19 protein-coding genes are annotated in these 25602 nt (G+C 44.5%); 13 read left to right on the top strand and 6 right to left on the bottom strand.

The window, feature by feature from the left end:
• Window positions 1-281: 281 nt before the first annotated feature.
• A complete protein-coding gene (locus ABIC84_RS27170; protein ID WP_429265599.1) occupies window positions 282-2111 on the bottom strand; it encodes an FAD-dependent oxidoreductase in 1830 nt (609 codons plus the stop codon).
• A 90-nt stretch (window positions 2112-2201) separates the two neighbouring features.
• On the opposite strand from ABIC84_RS27170, the gene ABIC84_RS27165 reads away from it, so the two are divergent.
• Window positions 2202-2738 (top strand): YfiT family bacillithiol transferase, encoded by a 537-nt coding sequence (locus ABIC84_RS27165; protein ID WP_090532080.1) that lies wholly within the window; start codon window positions 2202-2204, stop codon window positions 2736-2738.
• 325 nt (window positions 2739-3063) lie between these two features.
• On the opposite strand, the gene ABIC84_RS27160 is transcribed toward ABIC84_RS27165, so the two are convergent.
• The 3 genes from ABIC84_RS27160 to ABIC84_RS27150 all read right to left on the bottom strand — a co-directional run bounded on the left by ABIC84_RS27160 (window position 3064) and on the right by ABIC84_RS27150 (window position 7618).
• Window positions 3064-4155, bottom strand: coding sequence for an acyl-CoA dehydrogenase (locus tag ABIC84_RS27160; protein ID WP_429265598.1), 1092 nt, complete (start codon window positions 4153-4155; stop codon window positions 3064-3066).
• A gap of 322 nt (window positions 4156-4477) precedes the next feature.
• Window positions 4478-5110 (bottom strand): nicotinamide riboside transporter PnuC, encoded by a 633-nt coding sequence (gene pnuC, locus ABIC84_RS27155; protein ID WP_429265597.1) that lies wholly within the window; start codon window positions 5108-5110, stop codon window positions 4478-4480.
• 54 nt (window positions 5111-5164) lie between these two features.
• Entirely contained in the window at window positions 5165-7618 is a 2454-nt protein-coding gene (locus ABIC84_RS27150) for a TonB-dependent receptor (protein WP_429265596.1), read from the bottom strand.
• A 468-nt stretch (window positions 7619-8086) separates the two neighbouring features.
• On the opposite strand from ABIC84_RS27150, the gene aspS reads away from it, so the two are divergent.
• The 7 genes from aspS (at window position 8087) to ABIC84_RS27115 (ending at window position 15934) form a co-directional block, all read left to right on the top strand.
• Window positions 8087-9832, top strand: a complete 1746-nt coding sequence (gene aspS / locus ABIC84_RS27145) for an aspartate--tRNA ligase (RefSeq protein WP_429265595.1) — start codon at window positions 8087-8089, stop codon at window positions 9830-9832.
• A gap of 63 nt (window positions 9833-9895) precedes the next feature.
• On the top strand, window positions 9896-10360 hold the full coding sequence (locus tag ABIC84_RS27140; RefSeq protein WP_429265594.1) for an FKBP-type peptidyl-prolyl cis-trans isomerase: 465 nt from the start codon (window positions 9896-9898) through the stop codon (window positions 10358-10360).
• 79 nt (window positions 10361-10439) lie between these two features.
• Window positions 10440-10895 (top strand): FKBP-type peptidyl-prolyl cis-trans isomerase, encoded by a 456-nt coding sequence (locus ABIC84_RS27135; protein WP_426583785.1) that lies wholly within the window; start codon window positions 10440-10442, stop codon window positions 10893-10895.
• A gap of 207 nt (window positions 10896-11102) precedes the next feature.
• Window positions 11103-11702 carry a tRNA-(ms[2]io[6]A)-hydroxylase gene (locus tag ABIC84_RS27130; protein WP_429265593.1) on the top strand — a complete coding sequence of 200 codons (600 nt, stop codon included), beginning with the start codon at window positions 11103-11105 and terminating at the stop codon, window positions 11700-11702.
• Between the two features lie 373 nt (window positions 11703-12075).
• Window positions 12076-12777 (top strand): LytR/AlgR family response regulator transcription factor, encoded by a 702-nt coding sequence (locus ABIC84_RS27125; RefSeq protein ID WP_090532092.1) that lies wholly within the window; start codon window positions 12076-12078, stop codon window positions 12775-12777.
• A gap of 59 nt (window positions 12778-12836) precedes the next feature.
• Window positions 12837-13778 carry an acyltransferase family protein gene (locus ABIC84_RS27120; RefSeq protein ID WP_176625741.1) on the top strand — a complete coding sequence of 314 codons (942 nt, stop codon included), beginning with the start codon at window positions 12837-12839 and terminating at the stop codon, window positions 13776-13778.
• A gap of 239 nt (window positions 13779-14017) precedes the next feature.
• Window positions 14018-15934, top strand: coding sequence for a gliding motility-associated C-terminal domain-containing protein (locus ABIC84_RS27115; protein WP_426583780.1), 1917 nt, complete (start codon window positions 14018-14020; stop codon window positions 15932-15934).
• Between the two features lie 69 nt (window positions 15935-16003).
• On the opposite strand, the gene ABIC84_RS27110 is transcribed toward ABIC84_RS27115, so the two are convergent.
• Entirely contained in the window at window positions 16004-17617 is a 1614-nt protein-coding gene (locus ABIC84_RS27110; RefSeq protein ID WP_426583778.1) for an FAD-dependent oxidoreductase, read from the bottom strand.
• Entirely contained in the window at window positions 17614-18330 is a 717-nt protein-coding gene (locus ABIC84_RS27105; protein ID WP_426583776.1) for an SAM-dependent methyltransferase, read from the bottom strand. Before ABIC84_RS27105 ends, ABIC84_RS27110 begins: the two co-directional genes overlap by 4 nt.
• 54 nt (window positions 18331-18384) lie before the next feature.
• On the opposite strand from ABIC84_RS27105, the gene ABIC84_RS27100 reads away from it, so the two are divergent.
• The 5 genes from ABIC84_RS27100 (at window position 18385) to ABIC84_RS27080 (ending at window position 25454) form a co-directional block, all read left to right on the top strand.
• Window positions 18385-19101 carry a hypothetical protein gene (locus ABIC84_RS27100; protein ID WP_354484628.1) on the top strand — a complete coding sequence of 239 codons (717 nt, stop codon included), beginning with the start codon at window positions 18385-18387 and terminating at the stop codon, window positions 19099-19101.
• Between the two features lie 437 nt (window positions 19102-19538).
• Window positions 19539-21443 (top strand): glycoside hydrolase family 97 N-terminal domain-containing protein, encoded by a 1905-nt coding sequence (locus ABIC84_RS27095; RefSeq protein ID WP_429265592.1) that lies wholly within the window; start codon window positions 19539-19541, stop codon window positions 21441-21443.
• 21 nt (window positions 21444-21464) lie between these two features.
• Complete coding sequence (locus ABIC84_RS27090) at window positions 21465-22388, top strand: ROK family protein (protein ID WP_429265591.1); 924 nt, start codon at window positions 21465-21467, stop codon at window positions 22386-22388.
• Between the two features lie 13 nt (window positions 22389-22401).
• The gene (locus ABIC84_RS27085) at window positions 22402-23634 is read left to right on the top strand and encodes a sugar MFS transporter (protein WP_429265590.1); all 1233 of its coding nucleotides are present in this window, start codon (window positions 22402-22404) and stop codon (window positions 23632-23634) included.
• Window positions 23635-23801: 167 nt separating this feature from the next.
• Entirely contained in the window at window positions 23802-25454 is a 1653-nt protein-coding gene (locus ABIC84_RS27080; RefSeq protein WP_429265589.1) for a hypothetical protein, read from the top strand.
• Window positions 25455-25602 lie beyond the last annotated feature (148 nt).

The raw sequence follows: 25602 nt of genomic DNA, 5'->3' as shown, positions 1-25602 counted from the left end.
ATAAGCACTATAACTCGGTCGGCCACACTGCACGGTTCAGCAAATCTATGTCATTTCACCTTCAGAGGCCACGGATTTAAACACTCAGGATGACACCCGTTTTTAATCATGTCACCCCCACTGCCCGAAGTCTTTGACTTTGGACCATTATATTTGTAGTTTATAACTACAGGAAATGTTTTGGGTTCTGTCGTCTCAGACTGCAGGCATACTTAATTCGAAGTCAGAGACTTCGAACAGCACTTCTCTTTTTAGGTCAAAATGATATTTTTAAATGATCGTCAATTCACCATCCTCCCCGCAATATCCACCGACCGTGCAAAAGGATTAAAAAACCTGTTGGCCAGTATAGCAAACTCACGACGGGTTACCGGCCGTTTCATATCAAAAGCAGAACTGAATTTATATTGATCTTTCCAGGCCTTTTGCATGGCAATCTCCAAAGTGTGAGGATCGGTTAGCGTAGTTTCGCTAATAAACGATAATAGGTTTCCTACCGTGAACACCGGGCCGGGCTTCTCTTTATTAAACCATAAAAAGCCCCGGGTATAAATCTCTTCCAGCGTTGGTTTGATTTCGGCTGTGGCAACTAAGGAATCAGGCTGAAATAACAAACGCGCGGTATTGCCATCTGCTTTTTGTACACCTTTTAATAACCCTGAAGCCCCTATCTGTTGCATGGCCCGGAAATACGGATCGGTTGGTTTAATATCGGCAAAGGGCATGATCCAGGCTTTAAAGTCGAGCAGTTCCCCCTGGATTATCCGCACATTTAAGTTTTGCGTAGTGGTTTTAAAAAAGGCGCAATAGGCTGCGGTTGCACCGGCACCCTGTCCAATGGCCATTTGTACCGAGGGGTACATGGTACTGGCATTTACCAGGTGCGTTACCGACATGGCTTTTTCCGTTACTAGTAAATTGTCTAAATCTTTAAGCACAATAGCCCCCAGCGGTACGCCATAGGAAGGGAAAGGCGGGTAATTAACTTTCGGAGCATTGGCATCTGTATAATGCTGCCCCGGCGAGGCATCGCCAACGGCAATGGCTGTACGGTAAAGTTTTGATTCGCGGTCGTAAGGTTTGTACACATCATCCAGCATCATCCTCACCAATCCTTTTGTCGCGCGACCAGCTTCGCGCAAATATGGGAGATATGGCAAATGATCGGGTGTAGTAAAGCCTTCGTCCAACCCGAGGTTTTTATAGTCCAGTTCGGTTTGCAGATAGTAGATCAAACCTAAAGTATGCAAGCGTGCTTTGGCATAAAAAGCTTCCCGGTTTTCCGGCTTTAAATTATCAGGGGTAACAGGGAATTGGTTTCCGCATTCGGCCCATTTGATCATGTATTTATCGTTGGGCAGCTTGCCATCATTGAGCATTTGCTTAAGATCCTTTCCTTTTAGACAGGCATAAGCAGAGGCATCATAGCCTTCGGGCCTGGGAATGGTCTTATCTGCCGCGGCACCAAAATCTTTCAAAATAGCAATCCAGCTAAGGTCCTGCAACTGTGCCGATTCATTATCGGGCGCCAGGGCTTCGTTAGTTTGCTTTTTACTCTCAAAACCATAAACATAGGTTTCGCCTGCTTTGGCGGCCACATCGCCGGTTTCGGTAGCATCAATAACTACTTTGGCTTTTACGGTAGCGGTTTTCCCGTCGAGAGTGATAGTTACATCCCAACCGGTGCCATCTTTTTTAATACCTGTAAATGGGGTATTTAATTTTATAGTGAGGTTTTTTACCGTATCGGTTATTTTTTTGAGGATAGCCGCCCCGGTATAAGGTTCAAATCTTAGCGTAGCATTGTAAGCCGTATCATAACCCGGGGTTTTGCTGTAAAAATCCCTTACCCTGCGCCTGAACTCGCCCCAGATGCCTGTTGGTAAATTGCGGTTACCTTCAACTATGCTCATCCCGCCAGCTGTCATGCTGCCGCCAAGCCAGGGGCCTTGTTCAACCAGCATGGTTTTTAGTTTGCTTCGTGCACCCTGTATGGCGGCCGCTGTTCCGCTTGCGCTTCCGCCTACAACTAATATATCGGTTTTAATGGTTTGCGCAAAGGATAGCGTACAGTTAAAAACTAAAAGTACCGCCAGTAACTTTTTTATCATTAGTTAAATTAACAATCTACAGAACGCTAAAATAGGTCAAAAGCTTGTGGTAGTATAAAATAATACCTAATTTAAATTTTTTTAACATTTATGATGACAGACGAACAAATGAAATACCCTATAGGAAAGTTTGCGCCCCCGGCTTCTTACACTACCGAAGATATGCGCGGCTGGATTGAAGATATTGCTACCCTGCCGGGGAAGCTGCGTCATGCAATTGCCGGCCTTAATTACCAGGAACTGGATACGCCATACCGCACCGGCGGCTGGACACTGCGCCAGGTGATTCACCATTTGGCCGATAGCCACATGAATTCCATTACCCGCTTTAAGCTTGCCCTTACCGAAAATAACCCAACTATAAAGCCATATGAAGAGGCCGACTGGGCGCTACTACCAGATTATCGCCTGCCGGTTGAGCCATCATTAAAAATGCTGGAAGGCATCCATCAGCATTTTGTAGCCCTGTTTGAAAGTTTCACCGAAAACGAATGGGCACGCACATTTGTTCACCCGGCCTCGGGCGAAACGATATCGCTGAAAAAAGGACTGGCCCTATACGCATGGCACAGCAACCACCATTTGGCACATGTAACCGAAACGGTGAAGAAATTTGCGAAGGTTTGATTTGAGGTGAAAGGATAAAGGTAAAAGGCGAAAGGTGTGTTTTACCGGAATAAAGTTTATGTTCCCTCAGGGTCTCTCTGCAAGAGGCTCTGAAGGGACTTTATGACGTAAATGTAAGTTATTGATTATCGGATGCGTTTTTTAATTGATTTATAAATATGGGCGTTGCCTGCGGCCCGGGCTGTACGCTCATACTGCACAAGGCCTTATCCACAGGCCGGTATCCGCTTCCATCCCTAACGCAGCCCCATGCACCATCTTTAAATAAATTTCAAATGTCATTCCGATTTTTTCCGGGGGCACGAACGAGCTAAACGAATATCTTTTAATCAATCGATTCAAAGGTTAACAGCGAATGCTGACCTGCGGTATGAAGGTCCCGCCATACCTGGTTAATTTCCGTATCCGGGTTGGCGGCAGATAAACCACAGTAGGTATAAAGCTTATCCACACTTTCGCGCGAAACTTTGGCCAGCTTCCGGCTCATTAAACTTACTTCCTGTAAGCCATTATTATCATCCGAGTCAAAGTTGTTCCATGAGTTATCAACAGCCTCGTAAAATTCCGCACGGATTTCATTGAGTAAGGTGGTTTGATCGGCCAGTAATTGTTTAATGTATCCTTTTTGAGGCTCGGTTAAACGCGGGTTTTTCATCCGTTCATCAAAGGCAGGTCCGCAGAGGTCAAGAAAATGAACCGCCAGGCCCGAAAGGTTCGCTGCTAAAGTTGCTTCAGCTAATTGGAGAAAGGGGTAGCGGTACAACGGCTCATTGACAACTGTGTATTGCGGATCGATCTTAAAGTTGCGGTTCTTATCAACATACAGGCCTTTTACTTCATAGGCATCACTTCCGGTGGCCATCATGCCAACATATTTCCAGGCCGGGAAAACATGAACATCTTTTTTATCAAAAATAAAAGGAAGTATCAGCGGTTCGCCCTCATCATTCAAAACAGTTTCATCGCCTTTTTTAATGATGCAATTTGCAGTGATATGTGTTGCATGATGTGCACCGCTGGCATATTTCCAGGTACCGTTGATGATATAGCCATCTCCGCTGATGGTAGCTGTACCTGTTGATGCACCGCTACCTGCCAGGCACAATTGCGGATTGGTCATGATCTCTGCAGCTAAAGCCGGATCCAGAAATCCACCAAACCAACCTGCACCTGCACAAAGGGTTACTACCCAACCCAAACTGCCATTTGCCCAGCCCAAACTTTCTTCCAGCCGTACCATTTGCGGCAACGCTAATTGCAAACCGGAATAAGCTTTCGGTACTAAAAATTTAAACCAGCCCTGTCCATAAATAAGCGCCAGCTGATCGGGCTGCAGCTTGCCTGCCTGCTCAGCTGCAGGAGCATCTTTCCGGATGATATCAACCCACTCGGGTTTTAAATTTTGTGATGGATGCATTTTTTATTTAGCTTAAAGCTGAAAGCAAAAGGCTTAAAGCGTAACAGACAATACTCAATTTACCTTCAGGATAACAAAAGATACTGACAGTATTTTGTCAGTGTTCAATTTTTGAAAAACGGGTGTTCAATGTTTTGGCCCTTAAAAACACAAAATACTGATTACCAGAACAAAAGCGTTCAATTTGATTAAAATTGAATTTCAACCAATTCGTAAAACACTGACTATCAACCATGTTTATTTTTCAAAAAACGCCGGGTGTTTACCCTTTTTAAAATTGAACACCTGGTACAACCTGGCCATTGAACATTTTTCCTAACCTCTAATCTCCAACCACCAATCTCCCTTGCTCTACCTGTTTCTTCCATTCAAAATAGCCCCATATCGCTACGATAAACAAGAAGATGGTAAGCATGGCAAACATAGGTAGCTTTTTGTAAAACAGAAGCGGCACCGCGAAAAAGTTGGAAATGTTCAGAAAGATCCAGTTTTCCATTTTACGGCGGGCCAGCAACCACATGCCTGCCCAGGCGGTCGACGATACCAAAGCGTCCCAGCCCGGCACGTTTGATGGGGTGAAATATTTAGCAGGCAGGTTCTTGATCATGTAGTAAAACACTACCCATCCCACAATGCTGATCGCCAAACTTATTATCCATTCATTTTTGGTGGAGTAGGTAATTTTTACCGGCGGTTCGTTACGCTTCTTTATCCAGTGGATCCAGCCGTAAATGCTCATTACAATGTAATAGCCGTTCAACACCGATTCGGCATACAGGTGAACTTCCATCAACAAAAATATGGATATGGCAGTACCCAGTATCCCTGCAGGGTACAGCAATATGTTGTTAATGCGGGCCAGCAGCACCTCGGTAACACCCAGCGCAACGGCAAGCCATTGCAGCCAGGTGGTTTCCTTTATTTGTTCAACGAACAGGTCGAGCCAGTGTTGCATATCCTAATCCTCAATTCGTAAAATTCGATCCAATTCGTAAAAATTAGTGCTCATTTAAAATCCCAGACTCAACGATGCCATAAAATTTCGCGGGGCCTGCGGGAAATAATAGTTGTAGTTAATTACGTGTCCCCCCTCAATATCCGGATAAGTAGCACCGTTATTTTCATACTTCTCGCTGAAGATATTATTAACCTGCAGGCCAACAGTTATGTTTTTAACCGAGCGCACACTGAAGCTGTACCTCAACCTCACATCGTTCACAAAAAAGCTGTTCAGCAAACGGTTGGCGGCATAAGGATTAGCAGCATTATCAGGCGCAATGCCAAAACCTTCGGGATTACGGTTCATGGTATTATCTAAGTATTGCTTGCCTACATATTTGCTGATGAAAGCAATTTCCCCGTCTTTAACAGGACTGTAACTGATCACACTTGAACCGGTAAATGACGGTGAATAGGCGATATCTGTTTTGGCAAAAGTTTCCTCAACAAGTGAGCCATCATCATAATTGGAGAAAAACTGGTGATAGTTTTTAATCTTGTTAGTGCTGAGGGTTGCGGTAGCACTCCAGTTTAACTGATCAGTGATTTTGACTTTTCCGCTAAATTCGAAACCCGCGCGGTAGCTGTCCTTTACGTTGGTACGCACCGGGCTGCCTACATCATTCAATGAACCGGTTAATACCAACTGATTTTTATATAGCATGTAGAAACCATTCAACTCTCCACTAAAAACAGGTGAGCTGAAGCGGTAGCCAGCCTCAAAATCTTTCAGATTTTCGGATTTAGGGCGGTTTTGCGGCGGCGAGTCGACATAATCATCGCGGTTGGGCTCATGGTTTCCTACCGCGAAGGAAGCGTATAAGTTACTATGTCCGTTAAATTGATAAGTAACCCCGGCTTTAGGGTTAAAAAAGTTTAACTCTGCTGTTTGCTGGGCATTATTCAGGTTTTTGTCGATGCCGTAAAACGAATAATTAATATGGCGGTACTGCATGTCGGCATACAGCAAAAATTTCTCTACATGCCATTCGGCGCGGCCGAAAATATTAAAGTCCTTCTTTTTGGCATCATCTCGATAGTATTGGTAGTTAGGGCCTACTCCTATGCTTTCTTCGGCAGAAATGATATTGCCATAGTGTGCTCCTTTATATTCGTTATAGGCGCCGCCTAAGTTAAAGTTCAATTTTGTAGTTGGCTGATATTTTAAGGCATAAGTAACACCATAAAAATCATTATTAAGCCAAAGCCTGCGAACAAGATTAGTGGTTGAAATGGTATCGGTACCATAAATAACCGGTGTTAAGCCGTAATTACTTACAGCATCACCTTTTTTGTACTCTTCATAATAACCTTCGCCATGGGTATAATGTAAAGCCCCGCTGAATGAGAGTTTATCCGAAAACTTTTTATCGTATAGTAATTGATAATGGTTCTGAAGGTAGTCGTCAACTTGGTCTTTATAAAACGCGCCATTGCCCATATCTCCCAATTCGTTATAAGTACGGTTATCCGGGCGGGTATCATCGCCTATTACATAATCGGCTACGCCGTTCCAGGCCTGGTAGGTACGTTCATGGCCCGAGAACACATTTAATCTTAAAGTACTGTTATCACCATAATAAGCCCCGCTTACAAAAAAGGATTTTAACCGGGACGATGCACGGGCGATATACCCGTCGGAACGGATGCGCGATAACCTGCCGTCGATACTGAACCTGCCGCCAAGCAGACCAGTCCCTACGCTTACGGTGTTTTTTAGTGAACCGTATGAACCTGCCGAGTTATCGAGCTGAGCATAGGCGGTATCCCTGCGGGTAGCGGTTTGTACATTGATACTACCTCCAAAGGCACCTGCTCCATTGGTTGAGGTACCCACACCACGCTGGATTTGCAGGGTGTTGATAGATGATGCAAAATCGGGCAAATCGACAAAATATGCGCCCTGGCTTTCAGCATCATTTAAAGGAATGCCGTTAACCGTTACGTTAATGCGCGATGCGTCTGATCCGCGGATGCGGATCCCTGTGTAACCTATACCTGTACCTGCATCCGAGTTGATCACTACCGATGGCGTTTGATTTAACAAATAAGGCAGGTCCTGACCAAAGTTGTTTTTTTCGAGATCTTTTTTGCTGAGGTTAGTGAATGCTGTAGGTGAGTTTTTACCTGCACGGGTAGCGGTTACAGTAACCTCGTCAGCAGTAAATGTACTGCCGCCCAATAAAAAGTTGATTGATTGATTAGCAGCAAGTGTAACACTTTTGGTTAAAGGTTGATAGCCGATATAGCTGACTTTAACGGTATAATTGCCTTTTTTCAGATCGTTAAAACTATACTTACCTGCAGCGTCGGTAATAGTGCTTTGCTGCGGGTTTAAAATAGTGATAGTTGCGCCGGGCAATGCTTCGCCGGATTGATTGGTTACTTTCCCCGAAATGGAAAGCTGGGCCGATGCCATAACAGGCAACAACAGGGCCATAACAGCCACAAATAAATTTTTCAAAATGTTGTAACAAAAATTGAGTTAAACCATCTGCGCGCCAGGGTAACGCGGCAGTACACTTAACTTATTTACCTTTATCCCTCCGCCGGCATTATCCGGATCAGGTGTGGGGGGAAGTCGTGAGCCGGAAGTCGTTAGTCCAAAGTCGCTTTGACTTAAGGCTTAAAACTTAGTACTTATTGACTTACTCCCTGGGTATGATCTCAGCCCGTCTTTCAGTTTGGTAAAACAATCTGCAGTTTGTTTTGCAACCAAAGCAAGGCACCCCTTGAGAATTATTGAGGCAAAGATAGGATTTAAGTCCGAAAGTCAATGGTCAGGAAGTCCGAAAGCTGAATATCTGCACTCAAAAGCCAGTAAGCCTATAGATATGCAGAAAGAATACTGTTACTTTCGGACTTTCCGACTTTCGGACTTCCAGACTTCCAACTAAAACCCTACTTTTGCAGACTTTTATAAAACATTGTTATGCTTAGAACTCATACCTGCGGCGAATTAAATATCAGCCATTTAGGCCAAACCGTTACTTTATGCGGTTGGGTACAAAAATCGCGCGATTTGGGCGGTACCACTTTTATCGATGTGCGCGACCGTTATGGTTTAACCCAATTGATATTTAACACAGATACAGATGCTACCCTGCGCGAAAAAAGCCGCGGGCTTGGTCGTGAGTTTGTGATCAAAGTTACCGGTGATGTAATTGAACGGGCCAGCAAGAATACCAAAATCCCAACCGGCGAAATTGAAATTGCAGTTACTGATATTGAAGTACTTAATGCCGCCAAGTTGCCGCCGTTCCTGATTGAGGACGAAACCGATGGCGGTGAGGAACTGCGTGCCAAATATCGCTACCTCGACCTGCGCCGTAACCCTATCCGCAACAACCTGGTACTTCGCCATAAGATGGCGCAGGAAGTGCGTAAATATTTAGATAAGCTTGATTTCATCGAAGTTGAAACCCCGGTACTGATCAAATCGACTCCAGAAGGCGCGCGTGACTTTGTGGTGCCAAGCCGCATGAACGCAGGTGAATTTTACGCCCTCCCGCAATCGCCCCAAACTTTTAAGCAATTATTGATGGTAAGCGGCTTTGACCGTTATTTCCAGATCGTAAAATGTTTCAGGGATGAGGACTTACGTGCCGACCGCCAGCCAGAGTTTACCCAGATCGACTGCGAGCTTTCGTTTGTGAGCCAGGAAGATATCCTGAATATTTTTGAAGGCCTTACACGTCACCTGTTCAAAACTGTAAAGGGTATTGATTTGGTTGAACTGCCGCGCATGTTGTATTCAGATGCTATGCGTTTATACGGATCTGACAAACCCGACCTGCGTTTCGGGATGGAGTTTGTTGAGTTGAATGATATTGTTAAAGGCAAAGGATTTAGCATTTTTGATAATGCAGAACTGGTTGTTGGCATCAACGCCAAAGGCTGCGCAGGTTATACCCGTAAACAGGTTGATGAACTTACCGAGTGGTTAAAACGCCCGCAAATTGGTGTAACCGGCATGATCTATTGCCGTTACAATGAGGATGGCACCCTGAAGTCATCGGTTGATAAATTTTATAGTGAAGATGAGCTGACCAACTGGGCTGCTGCTTTCAATGCCGAAAAAGGCGATTTGATGCTGATCCTGGCTGGTAGCGCCGATAAGGTTCGCAAACAACTGAACGAACTGCGTTTAGAAATGGGCAGCCGTTTGGGCCTGCGCGATAAAAATATTTTTGCGCCGCTATGGGTTGTTGACTTCCCGTTGCTGGAGTGGGACGAAGAAAGTGGCCGTTATCATGCTATGCACCATCCGTTCACTTCACCCAAACCCGAGGATATTGCCTTGTTAGATACTGAACCAGGTGCAGTACGCGCTAACGCTTATGACCTGGTGATCAACGGTACCGAAATTGGAGGTGGCTCTATCCGGATCCACGACCGCGGCTTGCAATCATTGATGTTCAAGCACCTTGGTTTTTCGCCGGAAGAAGCACAAAAACAGTTTGGCTTTTTGATGGATGCTTTTGAATATGGAGCACCTCCGCATGGTGGTATAGCATTTGGTTTCGATCGTTTGGCATCGATATTTGCAGGTTTGGATTCAATTCGCGACGTGATCGCATTCCCTAAAAATAATTCGGGCCGCGATGTGATGATCGATTCGCCATCAACCATTGCCGAAGCACAAATGACCGAACTAAAAATAAAAACAACGGTTTAACTAACCCAAAACATACACTGAGCCTCCTTTATTGCAAAGGGGGCTTTTATTTGGACCTCCATCATGAAAAAATATGTTCTATTGCTAAGCGCGGTTATTATTACACTGATGATGTCATGTTATAACTCAGCGAAATTAAACCGGGCTAAACAAGCCAAAACAGATGATTCGCTGATCCGCGTTTACCTGAAGGCCAACCCCCAGATCAAAGTGCAGAAACACCCCTCCGGTATTTATTACCAGGTTTTATCCGAAGGCAAGGGGAGAAATCCTAACGAAAATTCGTTGGCCACTGTAAATTATACCGCAGCGCTGTTAAATGATATGGTAGTTGATAAAGCGAACGGTTTTTCAAGCTCGTTAGACCGTTTGATTAAAGGCTGGCAAATAGGCATCCCGTTGATAAAAGCAGGCGGCACCATATTGCTCATTGTACCCTCGGGCCTTGCCTACGGTGCAAATGGCGTAGGCCGTATCCCCGAAAATTCGGTATTGGTTTTCACTGTCGATTTAACAGAATTTAACTAATCTTCCCAAAATAAGTTCAATTATTGTAGCGTTCTGTAGCTTTTACGCGTCAAACTAATCCAAACAGAACTATTAACTAATGAAGAAATTTCTATTATTCGTATTCGCCCCATTGGTGATCCTCACCTCGTGCTCAAAAGACAAATTCGATGCCTCAAAACAGGCAGCCACGGATGATGCCGCTATTAAAGCTTATATCGGTACTGACACTGCTTTTCATGCTACTGCTGATGGCTCTGGTGTTTATTACAAGATAGTAACCCAGGGAACAGGTGCAAATCCAACCATTAAATCGACCGTTAAAGTAACCTATACCGGCAAACTATTGGATGGAACTACATTTGACTCGGGCACCATTAACCAAAGCCTGCAGGGCCTTATCAAGGGTTGGCAATCGGGCCTGCCGTATGTAAAAACCGGCGGTCGGATTATTTTGTTGATTCCCTCAAGAGAAGGCTACGGCAATAGTGCGGCCGGAAGCATCCCTGCAAATTCGGTTTTGGTATTTACAATTGATCTGCTTAGTTTTAGTTGATTTAATTGATGGTATAGAAAAACTTAACTGTTATGGTTTTTACTGCCGGCATGATGTGCTAAACACGGCAACCGGTACTCATACCGGATCAAGCGCTAATAACGAAGACTATCCCACAAAGATGGTCTTCATTTTTTTATCTCCACGGTAAAAATACCTTTTACCTTTCGCCTTTAACCTTTCACCTCCAAAAACTATCTTTGTGCTGTGAGTGAGAAAACCATCCTAAAACTGCAGTTGCCTACCGATCCGCTTTGGGTTAAAAACGTGGTAGAGAGCAATATTGAAGAAATTTTGACAGACCATGCTTTTTGTGAACAAAAGGCAGCCAGCAATGCCATTACGCTTATTGTTCAAAATCCCAACCTGAGCGAATTGGTACAGGAAATGGCCCTGCTGGTGCAGGAAGAAATGGATCATTTTAAACGCGTACATGATATTATATTGAAACGCGGTTATATTCTCGGCCGCGAGCGGAAGGACAACTATGTGAACGAGCTCAGAAAATTTATCATCACAGGCGGTGGCCGCGAAGCTCAGCTGATTGACAGGCTGCTGTTTTCGGCTATGATAGAAGCCAGGAGCTGTGAACGCTTCAAAGTGCTGTCCGAAAATATTAATGATGAACAACTGGCAACTTTTTACCACGAACTAATGGTAAGCGAAGCAACCCACTACTCTATGTTTATTCGGCTGGCCAAAAAATACTCTGAAGAAATTGATGTTGAAGCCCGCTGGAAACAATTTCTGGAGTATGAAGCCCAGGTAATTCAGAACTACGGTAAAGGTGAAACTATTCATGGGTAAGTTTTGAGTCTGAATCGAAGCTTTGACGTGTTGACCTGTACGCTTCACTTACTACTTAAACTACAGACTTTTAACTTAAGACTGTTCATGGCCTTTCCGCTGTTTTTTTAAATACCCGGGGCCAGTGCAAATATGGCGTAAGCAAGCGCGAACCTGCTGCTATTGATATTAGAATTAATATTAATGAGCGCAATATTTCATTTTACTGCAAAAACCGGGTTTTTGGTTTACGGAAAAGTGATTACCAGCATACCGGCATCGGCATAAACAACACCAAACAGCGCCTGGACATTGATATCCTGGCAGGCATTTGTTCAATATAAGCAGCCTGAATAATGAGTATATTGTTCAACTTACTTTACAAACTTAAATTATGGTGCTTAAATGTATAGCCATTGATGATGAACCGCTGGCCTTAAGGCTTATAAGCGAATATGTATCACGCTTCCCGGCATTGCAAATGGTTAATACTTTTGAAGATGCTATAACCGGCGCCGAATTTTTAAAAAACACCCCAATAGATCTTCTTTTTGTTGATATCAACATGCCCGATGTTACCGGTATTGACCTTGTGCGCTCTTTGCAGACTAAACCCATGGTAATATTTACTACCGCCTATAAAAAGTTTGCGTATGAGGGTTTTGAACTGGAAGCGATTGATTATATTTTAAAACCGATAGATATTAAACGCTTCACCAAAGCTGTTGAAAAGGCGTTTGATTACTACAAGTACAAAAACAAGCCCACCGACGACGAAACTGACGAAAGCCTGTATGTATACTCCGAATACCGCATGGTTAAAATAGATCTGGATACTATTGAATATATTGAAAGTATGGAGGATTATATCAAGATCCATATCACTAATGATAAAACCATCCTTACGCTGATACCCATGAAAAAGGTATTGGAGAAATTGCCCTCCGCCAAATTTCAGCGCATTCACCGCAGCTATATCGTACCTGTCAACAAGATCCGGTCTATTCAAAATCGTAAGGTGCGGCTTACAAATGTTGAGCTGCCGGTAAGCGAAAGCTATAATGATTTTGCACGCAACTGGTCGAAACAGAAGTAAAATGAACGCAATTCTCTTGATTGGCTTATCAATAAAATTAATCAACTGGCTTTTATATAATGACTTTAACAGAGAATAAAACCAGGCAACATATCCAGCAGGTTGATTATATCAGGGCAATAGCTTCATTGGCGGTAGCTTTGTTTCATCTTGGCGGCAAATCATTACCCGGCCTGCACTACGGCTGGCTGGGCGTTCAAATGTTTTTCCTGTTGTCAGGCTTTATAATTTGCTGGGCTATTCCTGAAAATTATAGCTGGGCCTTATTCCCCAAGTACATTTTAAAAAGAATAACACGCATTGAGCCACCTTACATAGCCTCCATATTATTAACCATTTTGGCCGGGTATTTATTAAACACAAATTATCGGCCCGATATCAGTAACATATTAACCCACTTAGCTTATATCAACAATTTTACTGGTCGCCCATACCTAAACCCCGTTTACTGGACGCTGGGGATTGAGTTTCAATATTACCTGTTCATCGGCGTTTTCTTTCCAATTATTATAAAAAAATGGGGCGCCATCTCCCTGCCCCTGATTTGCTTATTGCCTTTATTTATACCCGTACCCGGATCAACACTGTTAAACGTTTTTCCTTTTTTTGCTCTTGGGATATTATATTACCTGTACCTGACAGGTAAAAGAGGGTTAACTGAAGTTTTGATATATGGCGTAGCTGTAACTGCCATTGGTTTATATGGTGCAGGGTGGCTTCCTATGGCTGCCGGCCTTACGGCACTTGCCCTTTTAATATTGCCGTTAAAACGCCACCCGGTTATTGCGTTTTTTTCCAAAATCTCTTTTTCGCTATACCTTACCCATGATGTTGTTGGGAGCAGTCTTGTAGCTTTTATGGGTATGCACCTGCCAAAAACATTTGGATTCAGGGCGTTTGAATTTTTAACAGGCATCGCTGTAAGTATCAGTTTTGCTTACCTGTTTTATCGCCTGGTAGAACTGCCCTGTTTACGGTTATCCAAACGGATCAGGTATTGATTATCCGGTTATTTACAAGCGTTTTAAACTCTTTTGCAAATCCTTTTTACATTCACCAATACAAAAGCGCTATTCATCGATACATTATTGATGAAAACCAGCTTTGTCCCAATATTTATATCATAAACCAATTATAACCCCATAAATGGTTTATTAATACCCCTTTTCATAATAGTTGCGATAGTAGCGTCTGTGTGTTAGTAGTTACATGCAGGCGCTTTTTTAAAAACAGTATTCCGTTGGAAGCAAAAAAGTTACTCCCCCTAATCAGCTTTTTTCTCATTATATTAGTTCGTAAAACAAACGCGCAAAGCCTTGGCGATCCTGTGGTGAGCATTACCTTTGGCTCAGGCAGTTCAACACATTCCGGTGCCTTGCCTGCCGATTCGGGCTCAACCAGTTATACATATAGCAGTGCCAATTTCCCAAGCGACGGCTCGTATACAATTGAAAATACTACCGCGGGTGCAGGCAACGTCTGGTGGTCGGCCACAGACCATACAGGCAATACAGGCGGCTATATGATGGTGGTAAATGCCAGCGTATCCAAAACCGATTATTTTTATAAGCGCGCCATTACCGGTTTATGTTCCAATACCACCTACCAGTTTTCGGCCTGGGTAGTGAATTTGTTAAGGAGCAATGATATCAGCCCGCCTAACATCACTTTCGCCATCGAAAAAACTGACGGAACAATTATTCAAAGCTTTAATACCGGCACCATTGCCCGCACAAGCAACAATTATGAATGGGTGCAGGAGTCGTTCAATTTTACGCTACCGGCTGGTGTCGGCGATCTGGTGATCAAAATGATCAATAACAGCGCCGGCGGTGCCCCTGCCAATGACCTTGCCATTGATGATATTGTTTTCAGACCTTATGGTCCTGTGATAGAGGCCAGCTTCAGCACTTCAAACTCAGCCAATACAGCATCGGCCTGTTCAGATGTTCCGCAAACCTATACACTCAATACGACCATCCCCAGTGGCTATACCGTTTTATGGCAATACAAAAACGGCGGTGGGGCCTGGACGGATCTTACCGGAGCAAATAACACCAGTTCAAATTACCAGATAACATCGCCATCAGTGGCTGGTACTTATTACTACCGGGCAGTAACGGCGCAGGCGGGTAATATTAATTCGGCCCTTTGCCGGTCTGCATCAAATGTGCTTACACTTACGGTTGGCGCACCGCCTCAATCAACAGCAACGGCCAATACACCGGTTTGCGCAGGCACAACGTTAACGCTAAGTGCATCAACCGGGGTGAGCTATCAATGGACGGGGCCAAATGGTTTTACATCGGCCATTCAAAGCCCAACTATCAGCAATGTGACCGCTGCTGCTGCAGGAACATATCATGTTACGGTTAAATCATCCTCTAACTGCGAGGTTGTGGTGCCAGTGACAGTGGTAGTAAACGCCCAGCCCGTTGCGGCTGTTGATGCGGTTGAGCCAATTTGCGAGGGGAGTTCGGTTACATTAAATGCCAGCGGAGGCTCAACCTATTCATGGTTGCCGGCAACGGGCCTTTCAGATGCCAGTATCGCTAACCCGGTAGCCAGCCCAACAGATAATACACTTTATACTGTAACAGTAAGTAACGGCACTTGTACCTCGACAGCCACAGTACAAGTAGATATTATAAAAAAGCCTGTGGCCAATGCCGGGCCCAACAGGTACATTACCCAGGGCCAGTCAACAACACTTAACGGCAGCACCAAAGGAACCAACGTAAGCTATTACTGGACACCGACCGATAACCTGAGCAGCAGCCTTGAGCTTACGCCTACCGCTTCACCAATGGAAGATATCACCTACACCCTGCACGTGGCATCAAACTCGGGCTGCGGTGACGAAGCAACCGACCAGGTATTTGTGCGTGTTTATAAAAAAGTAGTTATCCCCAATACTTTTACACCCAATGGTGACGGGGTTAATGATACCTGGGCGATAGAGGCGTTGAATACTTACCAAACCTCGACAACGCAGGTATTTAACCGCTATGGCGGACTGGTGTTTAAAAGCACAGGCTATCCTGAAGCCTGGGATGGCAGATCTAACGGCCAGGATATTCCGTCAGGAACATATTATTATGTGATAGATTTAAAGAATGGCAATGTGATGAGCGGCTGGGTGATGGTGGTTCGTTAGTTCATGGTTGATGGTTCATAGTTCATGGCGAAAATACGCAGGCAGGAACAATTCGCAGGCAAGCATGGTCTATGAACCATGAACTATGATCGGCTTCACCCCCGCTACATTCAGCAAATAATTATCCATCATATCAATATCCACCACATCATTTAAAAAACCGATATGCATATCCGGACGGGTGATGAGCGCTTTTTTTTGGTTTTCTTTGATGGCGAAAGCATCGAAAATGTGTTGATTTTTTGCTGATGGCGGCAGGTAAAAAAAATTAAGACTGGCCCCATAGTTTTGGGTGATCCATTTGGCAATGGTAAACAGGTCGAGCTCTTTGAGCTTGCCTAAACAGATGAGCGTAAAACCCGGTTTACTGCACCATTCATGCAGGTCGGTTTCCACCTCCCGCTTTTCGTCGAACACTTTGAGATAAGGTAGCCTATCGCCTGCTTTGATCTGGCTGGCATGGCTTAAGTTAAGGTTTATGGCGCTGTCGCGATAGGAGATACCGGTTTGCGATACCCGTTTAAAAAAGGCTTCGCGAAGGCTGGGTTTCCTCCATACCCATTTTAAAATAACAGGCAGCAAATATTTCTTTAGTAAGTTAATGAACCAGTTACGCGACAGGATCATTTTAAAGATCCGGTCAGTAGTATTAAGGAGCTCTTTTGCTACCGGCATCCTTTCCTGCGCATAGGTATCTAACACCGATACCTTAAGCTGGTTATTAATTACACCTGCCAGTTTCCAGGCCAGGTTATAGGCGTCCTGCAAGCCGGTATTCATCCCCTGTCCGCCAACCGGCGAGTGGATATGCGCGGCGTCACCAATTAAAAAGCAGCGCTGCTCCCTGAATTTATCGGCCATGCGGTGATGCAGGCGGTAGGTAGTGAACCAGTTGGTATGTTCAACAATGATCTGTTGTTGGGTTACATCCCGCAAATGTGGTAACACCTCGCCAATTTGAAGCTCGTCCTTTTTATCAAACTCATCGGGCAGGTTGCCTACCACACGATAGCTCCGTTCATCGGGCATGGGGAAAAAGCCCGCGAAACCTTTTTTTGAGAGGAACAGGTTAACCTTATCGCCAAAGTCGGCCTCTATTTTTATATCGGCCAAATAAAATTGATGCTGGTAGGTATCCCCCTTAAAAGGAATGCTCAGTTGCTTACGCACAGTGCTATGGGCACCATCTGCCGCAACCAGCCAATCACAGGTAATGGTTTGTTTATCCTCGCCGCTTTGCAGTTTCAGTGTTACCTTATCAGCATCCTGGCTTAGTGACAGCAGCGATGTGTTCCAGTATACCGGGCAGCAGTTGAGGGTAATCAAATCAAGTAATAACCGCTCGTTTTTGCTCTGCGGGTACATCTGGATAAATGGAAAAGCCGTTTGCGTTTCGCCAACATTGGCAAGCGAAAGACTGGCAACCTCTTCACCGTCCTGGTTAAACTGTACACCCCCTCCCCGTTTACCATCATTGAGCACTTTATCGATAACGCCCATCTGCCGGTAAATCTCCATAGACCGTGCCTGAACGGCAAGCGCCTTTGAATGTGTGGTTGGTCCCTGCCTGCTATCAATAATTACCGGCTGCATCCCATAGCGTAAAAGCTGAGCGGCCATCATCAAACCTGATGGGCCCGCGCCTACTATTACAACCGGGGTATGCTGCTGGCTTATGGTCATTTATTGCCGTGATAGAGTAAAAAGATAGTTGGGCGCTTGTGCAGATCAGGCACTTTCTTTTGCCATTCGGCAATGGTTTTAGTTTGCACAAACTCGGTTGCAGCGGTCAGGTCGCAGGCTATACAAAGCTTGGTTTTGGGATTGCCTGTTTTCAGGATCTCCTCAAGCATGGGGTTATTGCGGAAAGGTGTTTCGATAAATAGCTGGGTTTGATCAAGCTTTATGGCTGTGCTTTCCAGCTCTTTGATCTTTTTAGCACGAAGCACCTTATCAATAGGCAAATAGCCGTGAAATGCAAAACTTTGTCCGCTGAAGCCCGAAGCCATCAACGCCAGCAAAATAGAGCTTGGGCCAACCAGTGGTACTACCTTAATGCCCATGCGGTGGGCTTTATCCACAATCTCGGCACCGGGATCGGCAACACCCGGACAGCCGGCTTCGCTCATCAGCCCAACATCATTACCCGCTTGCAGGCCTTTAAAAAAATCGGCCTTGCCCATGTCGCGGTTATGCTTGCCATAATCATGGATTACCAGCTCGCTTTGCGGGGTTTTCAAGCCGGCCTCTTTTAAAAAGCGACGGGCGGTTTTTTCATTCTCCACGATGTACTCTTTGATACTGTTTATGGTATCAGTAAGGTAGGGCGTAAATGATTTTGCGGCCGCGTCATCGGCCAGCGGTACGGGAATTAAATAAAGGGTTCCATAGGGCATATTGCAAAGTTGGTGTTTTTTGTTTAATTTAAGCTATCAAAAGGAGGCTGAAAAATGAGGCAATTAGGCGCAAACTGGTTTATTGAAGGTCATATTGATTTTGAATACAAAAAATATATCCTGTTAAGTTACCTTCAGGAGATTAACAGTCACTTCGATAACAGCCGGTTATATCCCAACCTGGCCGACCTGATATTTCATTATAACAACCTCATCGATTTTAAAAAAAATAAATCGCTGCTACAGCAGGCCTTTCCGCAACGCTTAACACAGGCTGATATCGACGCTGTAAAACTCACCTATCAAAAGATCATTATGGATGATCAAAGCATGCAGGAGATAGAGCAGATCATTACTTACGCATTAGGCAAAATGGACCCGGCTATAAAAACCGGCAGGGACATTTATGATTTTGTAGAAAGCCATGTGAATATTGATCCGGTGGGCATTATCCCTTTAATGCCCTATCACGGTTATTTTTCGTTACAGAATGGCAAAGAACGCACCAACCGGATCTACGAGTACCAGATCACTATTTTTGAAGGCAAGGATGATAAATACCGGGGCATTAACGTAGCTTTTGTTGATGCCTACGAACAAAGTATCACCAATACCCCCGAAAGTATTAAACTGCATCTCATAAACCGGAACAAGTTTATGCCCAACCCAGCTGTTTACTATGTACACAGCGATATCACTTTTCCGCTTGAACAAACGCTGCTGCCGGTGGCCAAAAGAAGCCTGGTGAAGTATATTTCGAATGCTGCGTAAATACTTATCAAATTTTTTTTATTCGGAAGCAGTGGTGGTGCTGACGCCCTTTACGTTTACCTATCGGGCAAACCTTGAGTCACGCATGAAACAACGCTCCTCCCGGTTAGGGTTTTGCAACGTTGCAGAGCTTATGGCAAGCCCGGGCATTTAAGATGAGAGTTTGATGAACTATCCGGAAGGAGAATCATACCATGGGCCGAAATTCAACCTTGAAGGCTGCCAATGGGCGGTTAAAAGTGGCCGGTTCAATTTGCACATGCTCGCACAGGTCAGGCTCTCACTTTTTTAGCTCCTATTTATCTACCCTTACCTATCTGTAATATACTATCTTTCAAGAAGATCGGAATCAACTTTATAATTATTACTGCTAATTGCTTTTCATATGATTATAAATCATGAAATTATTTGTCTTACCTGGATAAATACTATCTGACATGAAAAAAAACGTAATAATATTGATTACCGGTTTATGGTTAAGCTGCTTTATCAGCGTGGTTCGGGGACAGGGAATAAAAGATTCTGTACTTAGCCTTCGGTCGCCGGATAAAAATATAACATTCAGGTTCCGTCAAAAAGTTGAGACCGGGAAGCGTAGCATGTACTATAGCGTGGATTATAAAAACAAACCGGTAATTCTGGAGTCGGTCCTCGATCTGCAACTGGATAATAACCTTTCAGAAAAAGCAATGGCGCTGAAGGTAGATCAGCATAAAAACTGGTGCGAAAACCTGTTGACCACTGGCGTTGATTCCTCCCGGCATGATACCACATGGGCACCAGTTACCGGAGAGCGGGCTATGATCAGGGATCATTACAACGCAATGAATATTACGCTGGTAAAGGATGACAATCCCATTTATGTAATGCAGGTGCAGGTACGGGTTTATAACGAGGGGGTTGCATTCCGGTATTATTTCCCCGAAAATCCTAAAGGAACCTACTACAACATCACTGCGGAAAACACCGAGTTTCACATGCCTGAAGGCACCCAGGCCTGGTTTGCCAATTGGGCACAAGCGCCGTATTACAAACTGTCGCTAAAAAACTGGCCCGGCGAAAGCGAACGGCCGTTAACCATCGAATTGCCTAACGGCCTTTTTGCAGCGCTGGGGGAAGCACAACTAATTGATTATGCACGCACCAAATTTAAGCTGAGTGCCGATAAATCATCCACCCTGGTAACCTCTATGTTTGGCGGGGCGCAACTCATCTCGCCGGTAGGCACACCATGGCGGGCAATCATGATAGCTGAAAAACCGGGCGACCTGATTGAACATAATTACATGATGTTAAATCTTAATGAGCCATCGGCAATAGCCAACACTAATTGGATTAAACCCGGTAAAATCATGCGGGTAATGGCCATGACAACAAATGAGGCAAAAACAAATATTGATTTCGCGGTAAAGCATAACCTGCAATATATTCTGTTTGATTGGAAATGGTACGGACCGGCATTTAGCTTTAGCTCGGATGCTACCAAGGTTGCTATACCTGATTTTGACCTGCCTGGTATAATCAAATATGGCAAGGATAAGGGTGTTGGTGTTTGGTTATATGTTAATCAGCAGGGTTTATTAGCCCAAAGTGATAGTTTATTTGCTATTTATCATAAATGGGGTGTAAAAGGCGTAAAATTTGGTTTTGTGCAGCAGGGCTCGCACCGCTGGACAACCTGGGTGGAAAAAGCAATTCAACAGGCGGCCGCTGCCCAGATCATGGTAAATATTCATGACGACTGGCGGCCAACCGGCGAGCAGCGTACCTGGCCAAACCTGATGTCGGCCGAAGGGATCCGTGGTAACGAGGAAATGCCCGATGCCACGCACAATACCGTGCTGCCTTTTACGCGGTATATTGCCGGAGCAGCCGATTATACCTTCTGTTATTTTGATAAACGTATTAAAACTACCCATGCCCATCAATTGGCGCTGGCAACAATTTACTACAGCCCGCTGCAAACGCTGTATTGGTATGATAAGCCTTCGGCGGAGCATAATGAGCCCGAACTGGAATTTTGGGACAAGATCCCAACCATATGGGACGAAACGAAAATAGTGCAGGGAACACCCGGCGCATTCATTTCCACAGCTCGCAGAAGCGGAAAAGATTGGTTTGTAGGTACTATCACCAACAATGATGCACGTGAAATCAAACTTGACCTAAGTTTTTTAGAACCCGGTAAAAAGTATAAGGCAACAATTTACAGCGATGACCCATCGGTGAACACTGAAACGCATGTCAGGGTCAGCAGTAAAAGTGTTAACAGTAAAACAGTATTAAAATTTGCCCTGCTGCCATCGGGCGGCGAGGCGGTTTATCTTACTCCCGAAAAATAATCCATAATATATATAGCATACATGAGCCAACAGCGTAAAAATAATTATGTAATCAGTGCAGATATCGGCGGTACGCATATTACATCAGCGGTCATTGATCTGGAAAAAAAGATGATCATTGAAGATACCCGTACCAGGTTAACTGTGGACTCGCATGGAACAGCAGCTGAAATACTTAAAACGTGGGCGAAAGCATTGACACGGGCTTATGAAAAATTCGGCTCTCCGGCTCAGCAGGTTGCCCTGGCCATGCCTGGCCCGTTTGATTATGAAAATGGGATTTCACGGATCAAAGACCTGCATAAGTATGAGGCCATTTATGGTTTAAATATTAAGTTATACCTGTCGGAAGAGCTCAGGATAGATGCTGCAGATATCCTGTTCCGAAATGACGCCGAAGCATTTTTACAAGGGGAAGTTGTGGCGGGAGCAGGCAACGGCTCCCGTAAGGCTCTTGGGCTTACGCTGGGCACAGGGTTTGGTTCAGCTTTGTGCGTTGATGGTATTGTGAAAGATTTAAACCTGGGCGGCGAACCTTATAAAGATAGCATTGCAGATGATTACTTCTCTACAAGATGGTTCTTACGGCGATATCATGAAACAACCGGACTGTCCGTTACCGGAGTGAGCTCGCTGATATCAATGTCCAAACACAGCGCTGTGGTCAGGAACATCTTTGATGAGTTTGCGGTCAACCTGTCTTTATTCCTCCGGGATATTATCCAAACCGAAGGTCCTGATGTAATTGTTATTGGTGGCAATATTGCAAAAGCATCGGTCATGTTTCTGGATGAACTTACCGCCAGGTTAACAGCATATTCTGGAAGTTTAAAAATAAAATTAGCTTTATTGGGAGAAGACGCGGCACTGATGGGTGCTGCTGCGGCTTTTGATAGCAGGCGAGGACTTAATATCTTATTTAACGCCAATCATCCGGGTAATTAATTTTAACAACAATATGACCAATAAACCAGCTTTTACCGAGAAAAAATTCATCGTAACCTTTGTATTTGTTACCTCCCTGTTTTTGATGTGGGGATTGCTGCACTCCATGAGCGATATTTTGAATAAGCATTTTCAAAATGTGCTCCATCTCTCCAAATCTCAGTCGGGCTTAATTCAGTTTTCCGTGTTCGGGGCTTATTTTATTATGAGTATCCCCGCTGGTTATTTTTTAAAGAAGTTTGGCTACAAACCGGGTGTAATCCTAGGCTTGGTTTTATTTGCCTCGGGCTTATTCCTGTTTGTGCCTGCGGCCAACGCGGCTTCATTTACTTTTTTCAGGATAGCCTTATTTATTATGGGCTGCGGTATGGCTACTTTAGAAACTGTTGCTCATCCATTTGCGGCGGCCCTGGGCGATCAGCGCCGGAGCGACCAGCGGGTAAATTTTGCGCAAACTTTTAATGCATTGGGTACTATGATTGGCCCCGGTATTGGCACGTATTTTTTATTTGGACCTAAAGCTATCCACACAACCGACCTAAGCTCAGTAAAAGCGCTGTATGTGGCCATCGGCTGCGTGATTATACTTATAGCAGTTGCTTTTATGTTTTTGAAAATTCCGGTTTTAACAGATCCGCATGCAGAAACTTCGGCCGTCAATCCTGATGCGGTTAACGTGGACGTGGAACCATCTAAAAAACTATATCAGCATTCGCATTTTGTATGGGCAGTTGCGGCACAGTTTTTTAACGTGGCGGCACAGGCCGGCACATGGGCATATTTCATCAACTACGGTGTGGATATTATGTATTTCAGTAATGAAAAGGCCGGTTACTTTATGATTATTTTTATGGGGATGATGGCGCTGGGGCGTATTGTGGGCACGTCGTTAATGACTTATATCGCGCCCAATAAATTATTAGCGGCATTTGCCTGCGGCAGTATCTTAATGTGCCTGATAGTTGCACAGAGCCTGGGCTGGACATCATACATCGCTCTGCTGATGATCAACTTCTTTTTTAGCATTATGTTCCCCACTATTTTTAGCTTGGGGATCAAAAACCTGGGCAGTCATACACAACAGGCTTCATCCTTCATAGCAATGGGCGTAGTAGGCGGTGCGGTATTTCCAATGGTTATGGGGCTGATAGCCAATCATAGTGTAGCCCACGCTTATTATCTGCCAATTATATGCTACGCGGTGATCTTTTTATTCGGCGCTAAATTTTATAAAGTTAAGCACTGATGAAAAGCCCGCAGAATTATATCAAACCTCATATTACCTGCCCACCATACTATCACACTCAATAATGTTACGATAAAAGGCGAGCCGATAAATCAGCTCGGCAATAAACAATGGTGTTTTAATATGCCGGCAAGCGCCGATGTTAAAAATTGTATTGAATTAGAATTATGAAAAGGTATTGTCTTTATTTTATTTTTTTAAGTTCGCTGATGTTGGCGGATCTGCCGGTAGCAAAAGCTGCTGTTTGGCAATGGTCGGTGCCGGTTAAGCCTGCTGGTACTAAGCGGGATCCGTCGAGGGCTTTTTTATGGATATCGCCGAATTGTAAGCAAGTGAAGGCGGTCATATTCGCCCAGAACAATATGGAGGAGCAATCCATATTGGAAGATCCTCAATTCAGAAAGGAAATGGGCAAGTTGGGTGTTGCGGAGATTTGGGTTAGCCCGGCTTTCAATCTTAAGTTTTTGTTTAATGAGGGCGCCGGAGATCAGTTTAACACGTTGATCAATGACCTCGCTGATATTTCAGGTTATAGCGAATTGAAAACAGCGCCGGTGATCCCTATCGGGCATTCGGCAGCGGCAAGCGCACCTTATTATTTTGGTGCATGGAACCCTTCGCGTACGCTTGCTTGCATCTCGGTAAGTGGGCAATGGCCATATGTAAGAAACGTTTTTGCTCCCGATATCTGGCGTAAAGATCAAAGCCTGGACTATATCCCTTGTTTGGAAACAATGGGCGAATACGAAGCTGCCAACACCTGGAGCGATGAAGGATTAAAAGAAAGACAGGAACATCCGTTGCTGCCGTTGAGTATGCTATCCAACCCTACACAGGGGCATTTCGCTGCCACGCCTGAAAAAACCGGTTACCTGGCCTTCTACATTAAAAAAGCCATGCAGTACCGCTTGCCAAAAAATGTACCTCCGGGTACCGTTCCGAAATTGATTGATATCGATCCGACAAAAACCGGCTGGCTGGTTGATAAATGGCGCTATAATGAATTGCCCGCCGCGGATGCAGCACCGGTAGGCAGGTATAATGGCGATGCTTCAAAAGCCTTTTGGTATTTTGATGAAGAAACAGCACGGGCAACAATAACTTACCAGGCAAAACATCGCAATCAAAAACCCCAGTTAATAGGTTATGTACAACATGGCCAAATGGTTGAACAGCGTAATACGCACCAGCAAGTAAACCTGAAATTTGAACCTGAAGCCGATGGCATCACTTTTAAACTCCATGCTGCATTTTATGATACGGTACCCGGGGGCAGTCCCCGTTTACCTGTTTGGGCAGGCATGCCGGTTGGTTCCGCTATAGGGCATGCTGCCGGGAATATTCCTATTGCCATTAACCGCATTACAGGCCCGGTTATCAAGATAAATGATTCCACTTTCAGATTGAGCCCGCAGGACGGTTTTTGGGAGAACCCGCATAGTTATGAGTTGTGGTTTGCTGCTACCCATCCTGGAGATGCTGAGTATAAACCGGCCGTGCAGCAATCACAAATGCTTGTGCCGCCACACAATACAGCAGGGACGGAACAGCATATTACATTTTTACCGGTCCCTAACCAAAAGGCACATGCAAAGGGAATAAAATTGGATGCCAGCTCAGATGCACAGGTGCCTGTAGGGTTTTATATATTAGAAGGCCCGGCGGAGTTATCAGGCAATACATTAAAAATTACAGCTATTCCGCCAAGAAGCCGTTTCCCGGTAAAGGTTACGGTAGTGGCCTGGCAATATGGTAATAGCCATGAGCCTAAACTGCAAACAGCCATACCCGTTGAACAATCCTTTTTTATTGAAAAATAATTTAAATGCTTAAAATATTAACCATAGTTATGCCTCTTCCAAAACTCAATGTGTTTTACTTAAACCCAAAGGCAATTAGATAAGCAGTATAGTCTTTTTATTATACCCGAATTGATCACCAATAATCAGTTAAGATCAAGAGTTAACG

It is taken from the genome of Mucilaginibacter sp. 3215 (assembly GCF_050433785.1).
Lineage (GTDB): Bacteria > Bacteroidota > Bacteroidia > Sphingobacteriales > Sphingobacteriaceae > Mucilaginibacter.
The sequence above is the reverse complement of the archived record's forward strand: the minus strand, read 5'-3'. Positions and strand labels throughout refer to the sequence as shown.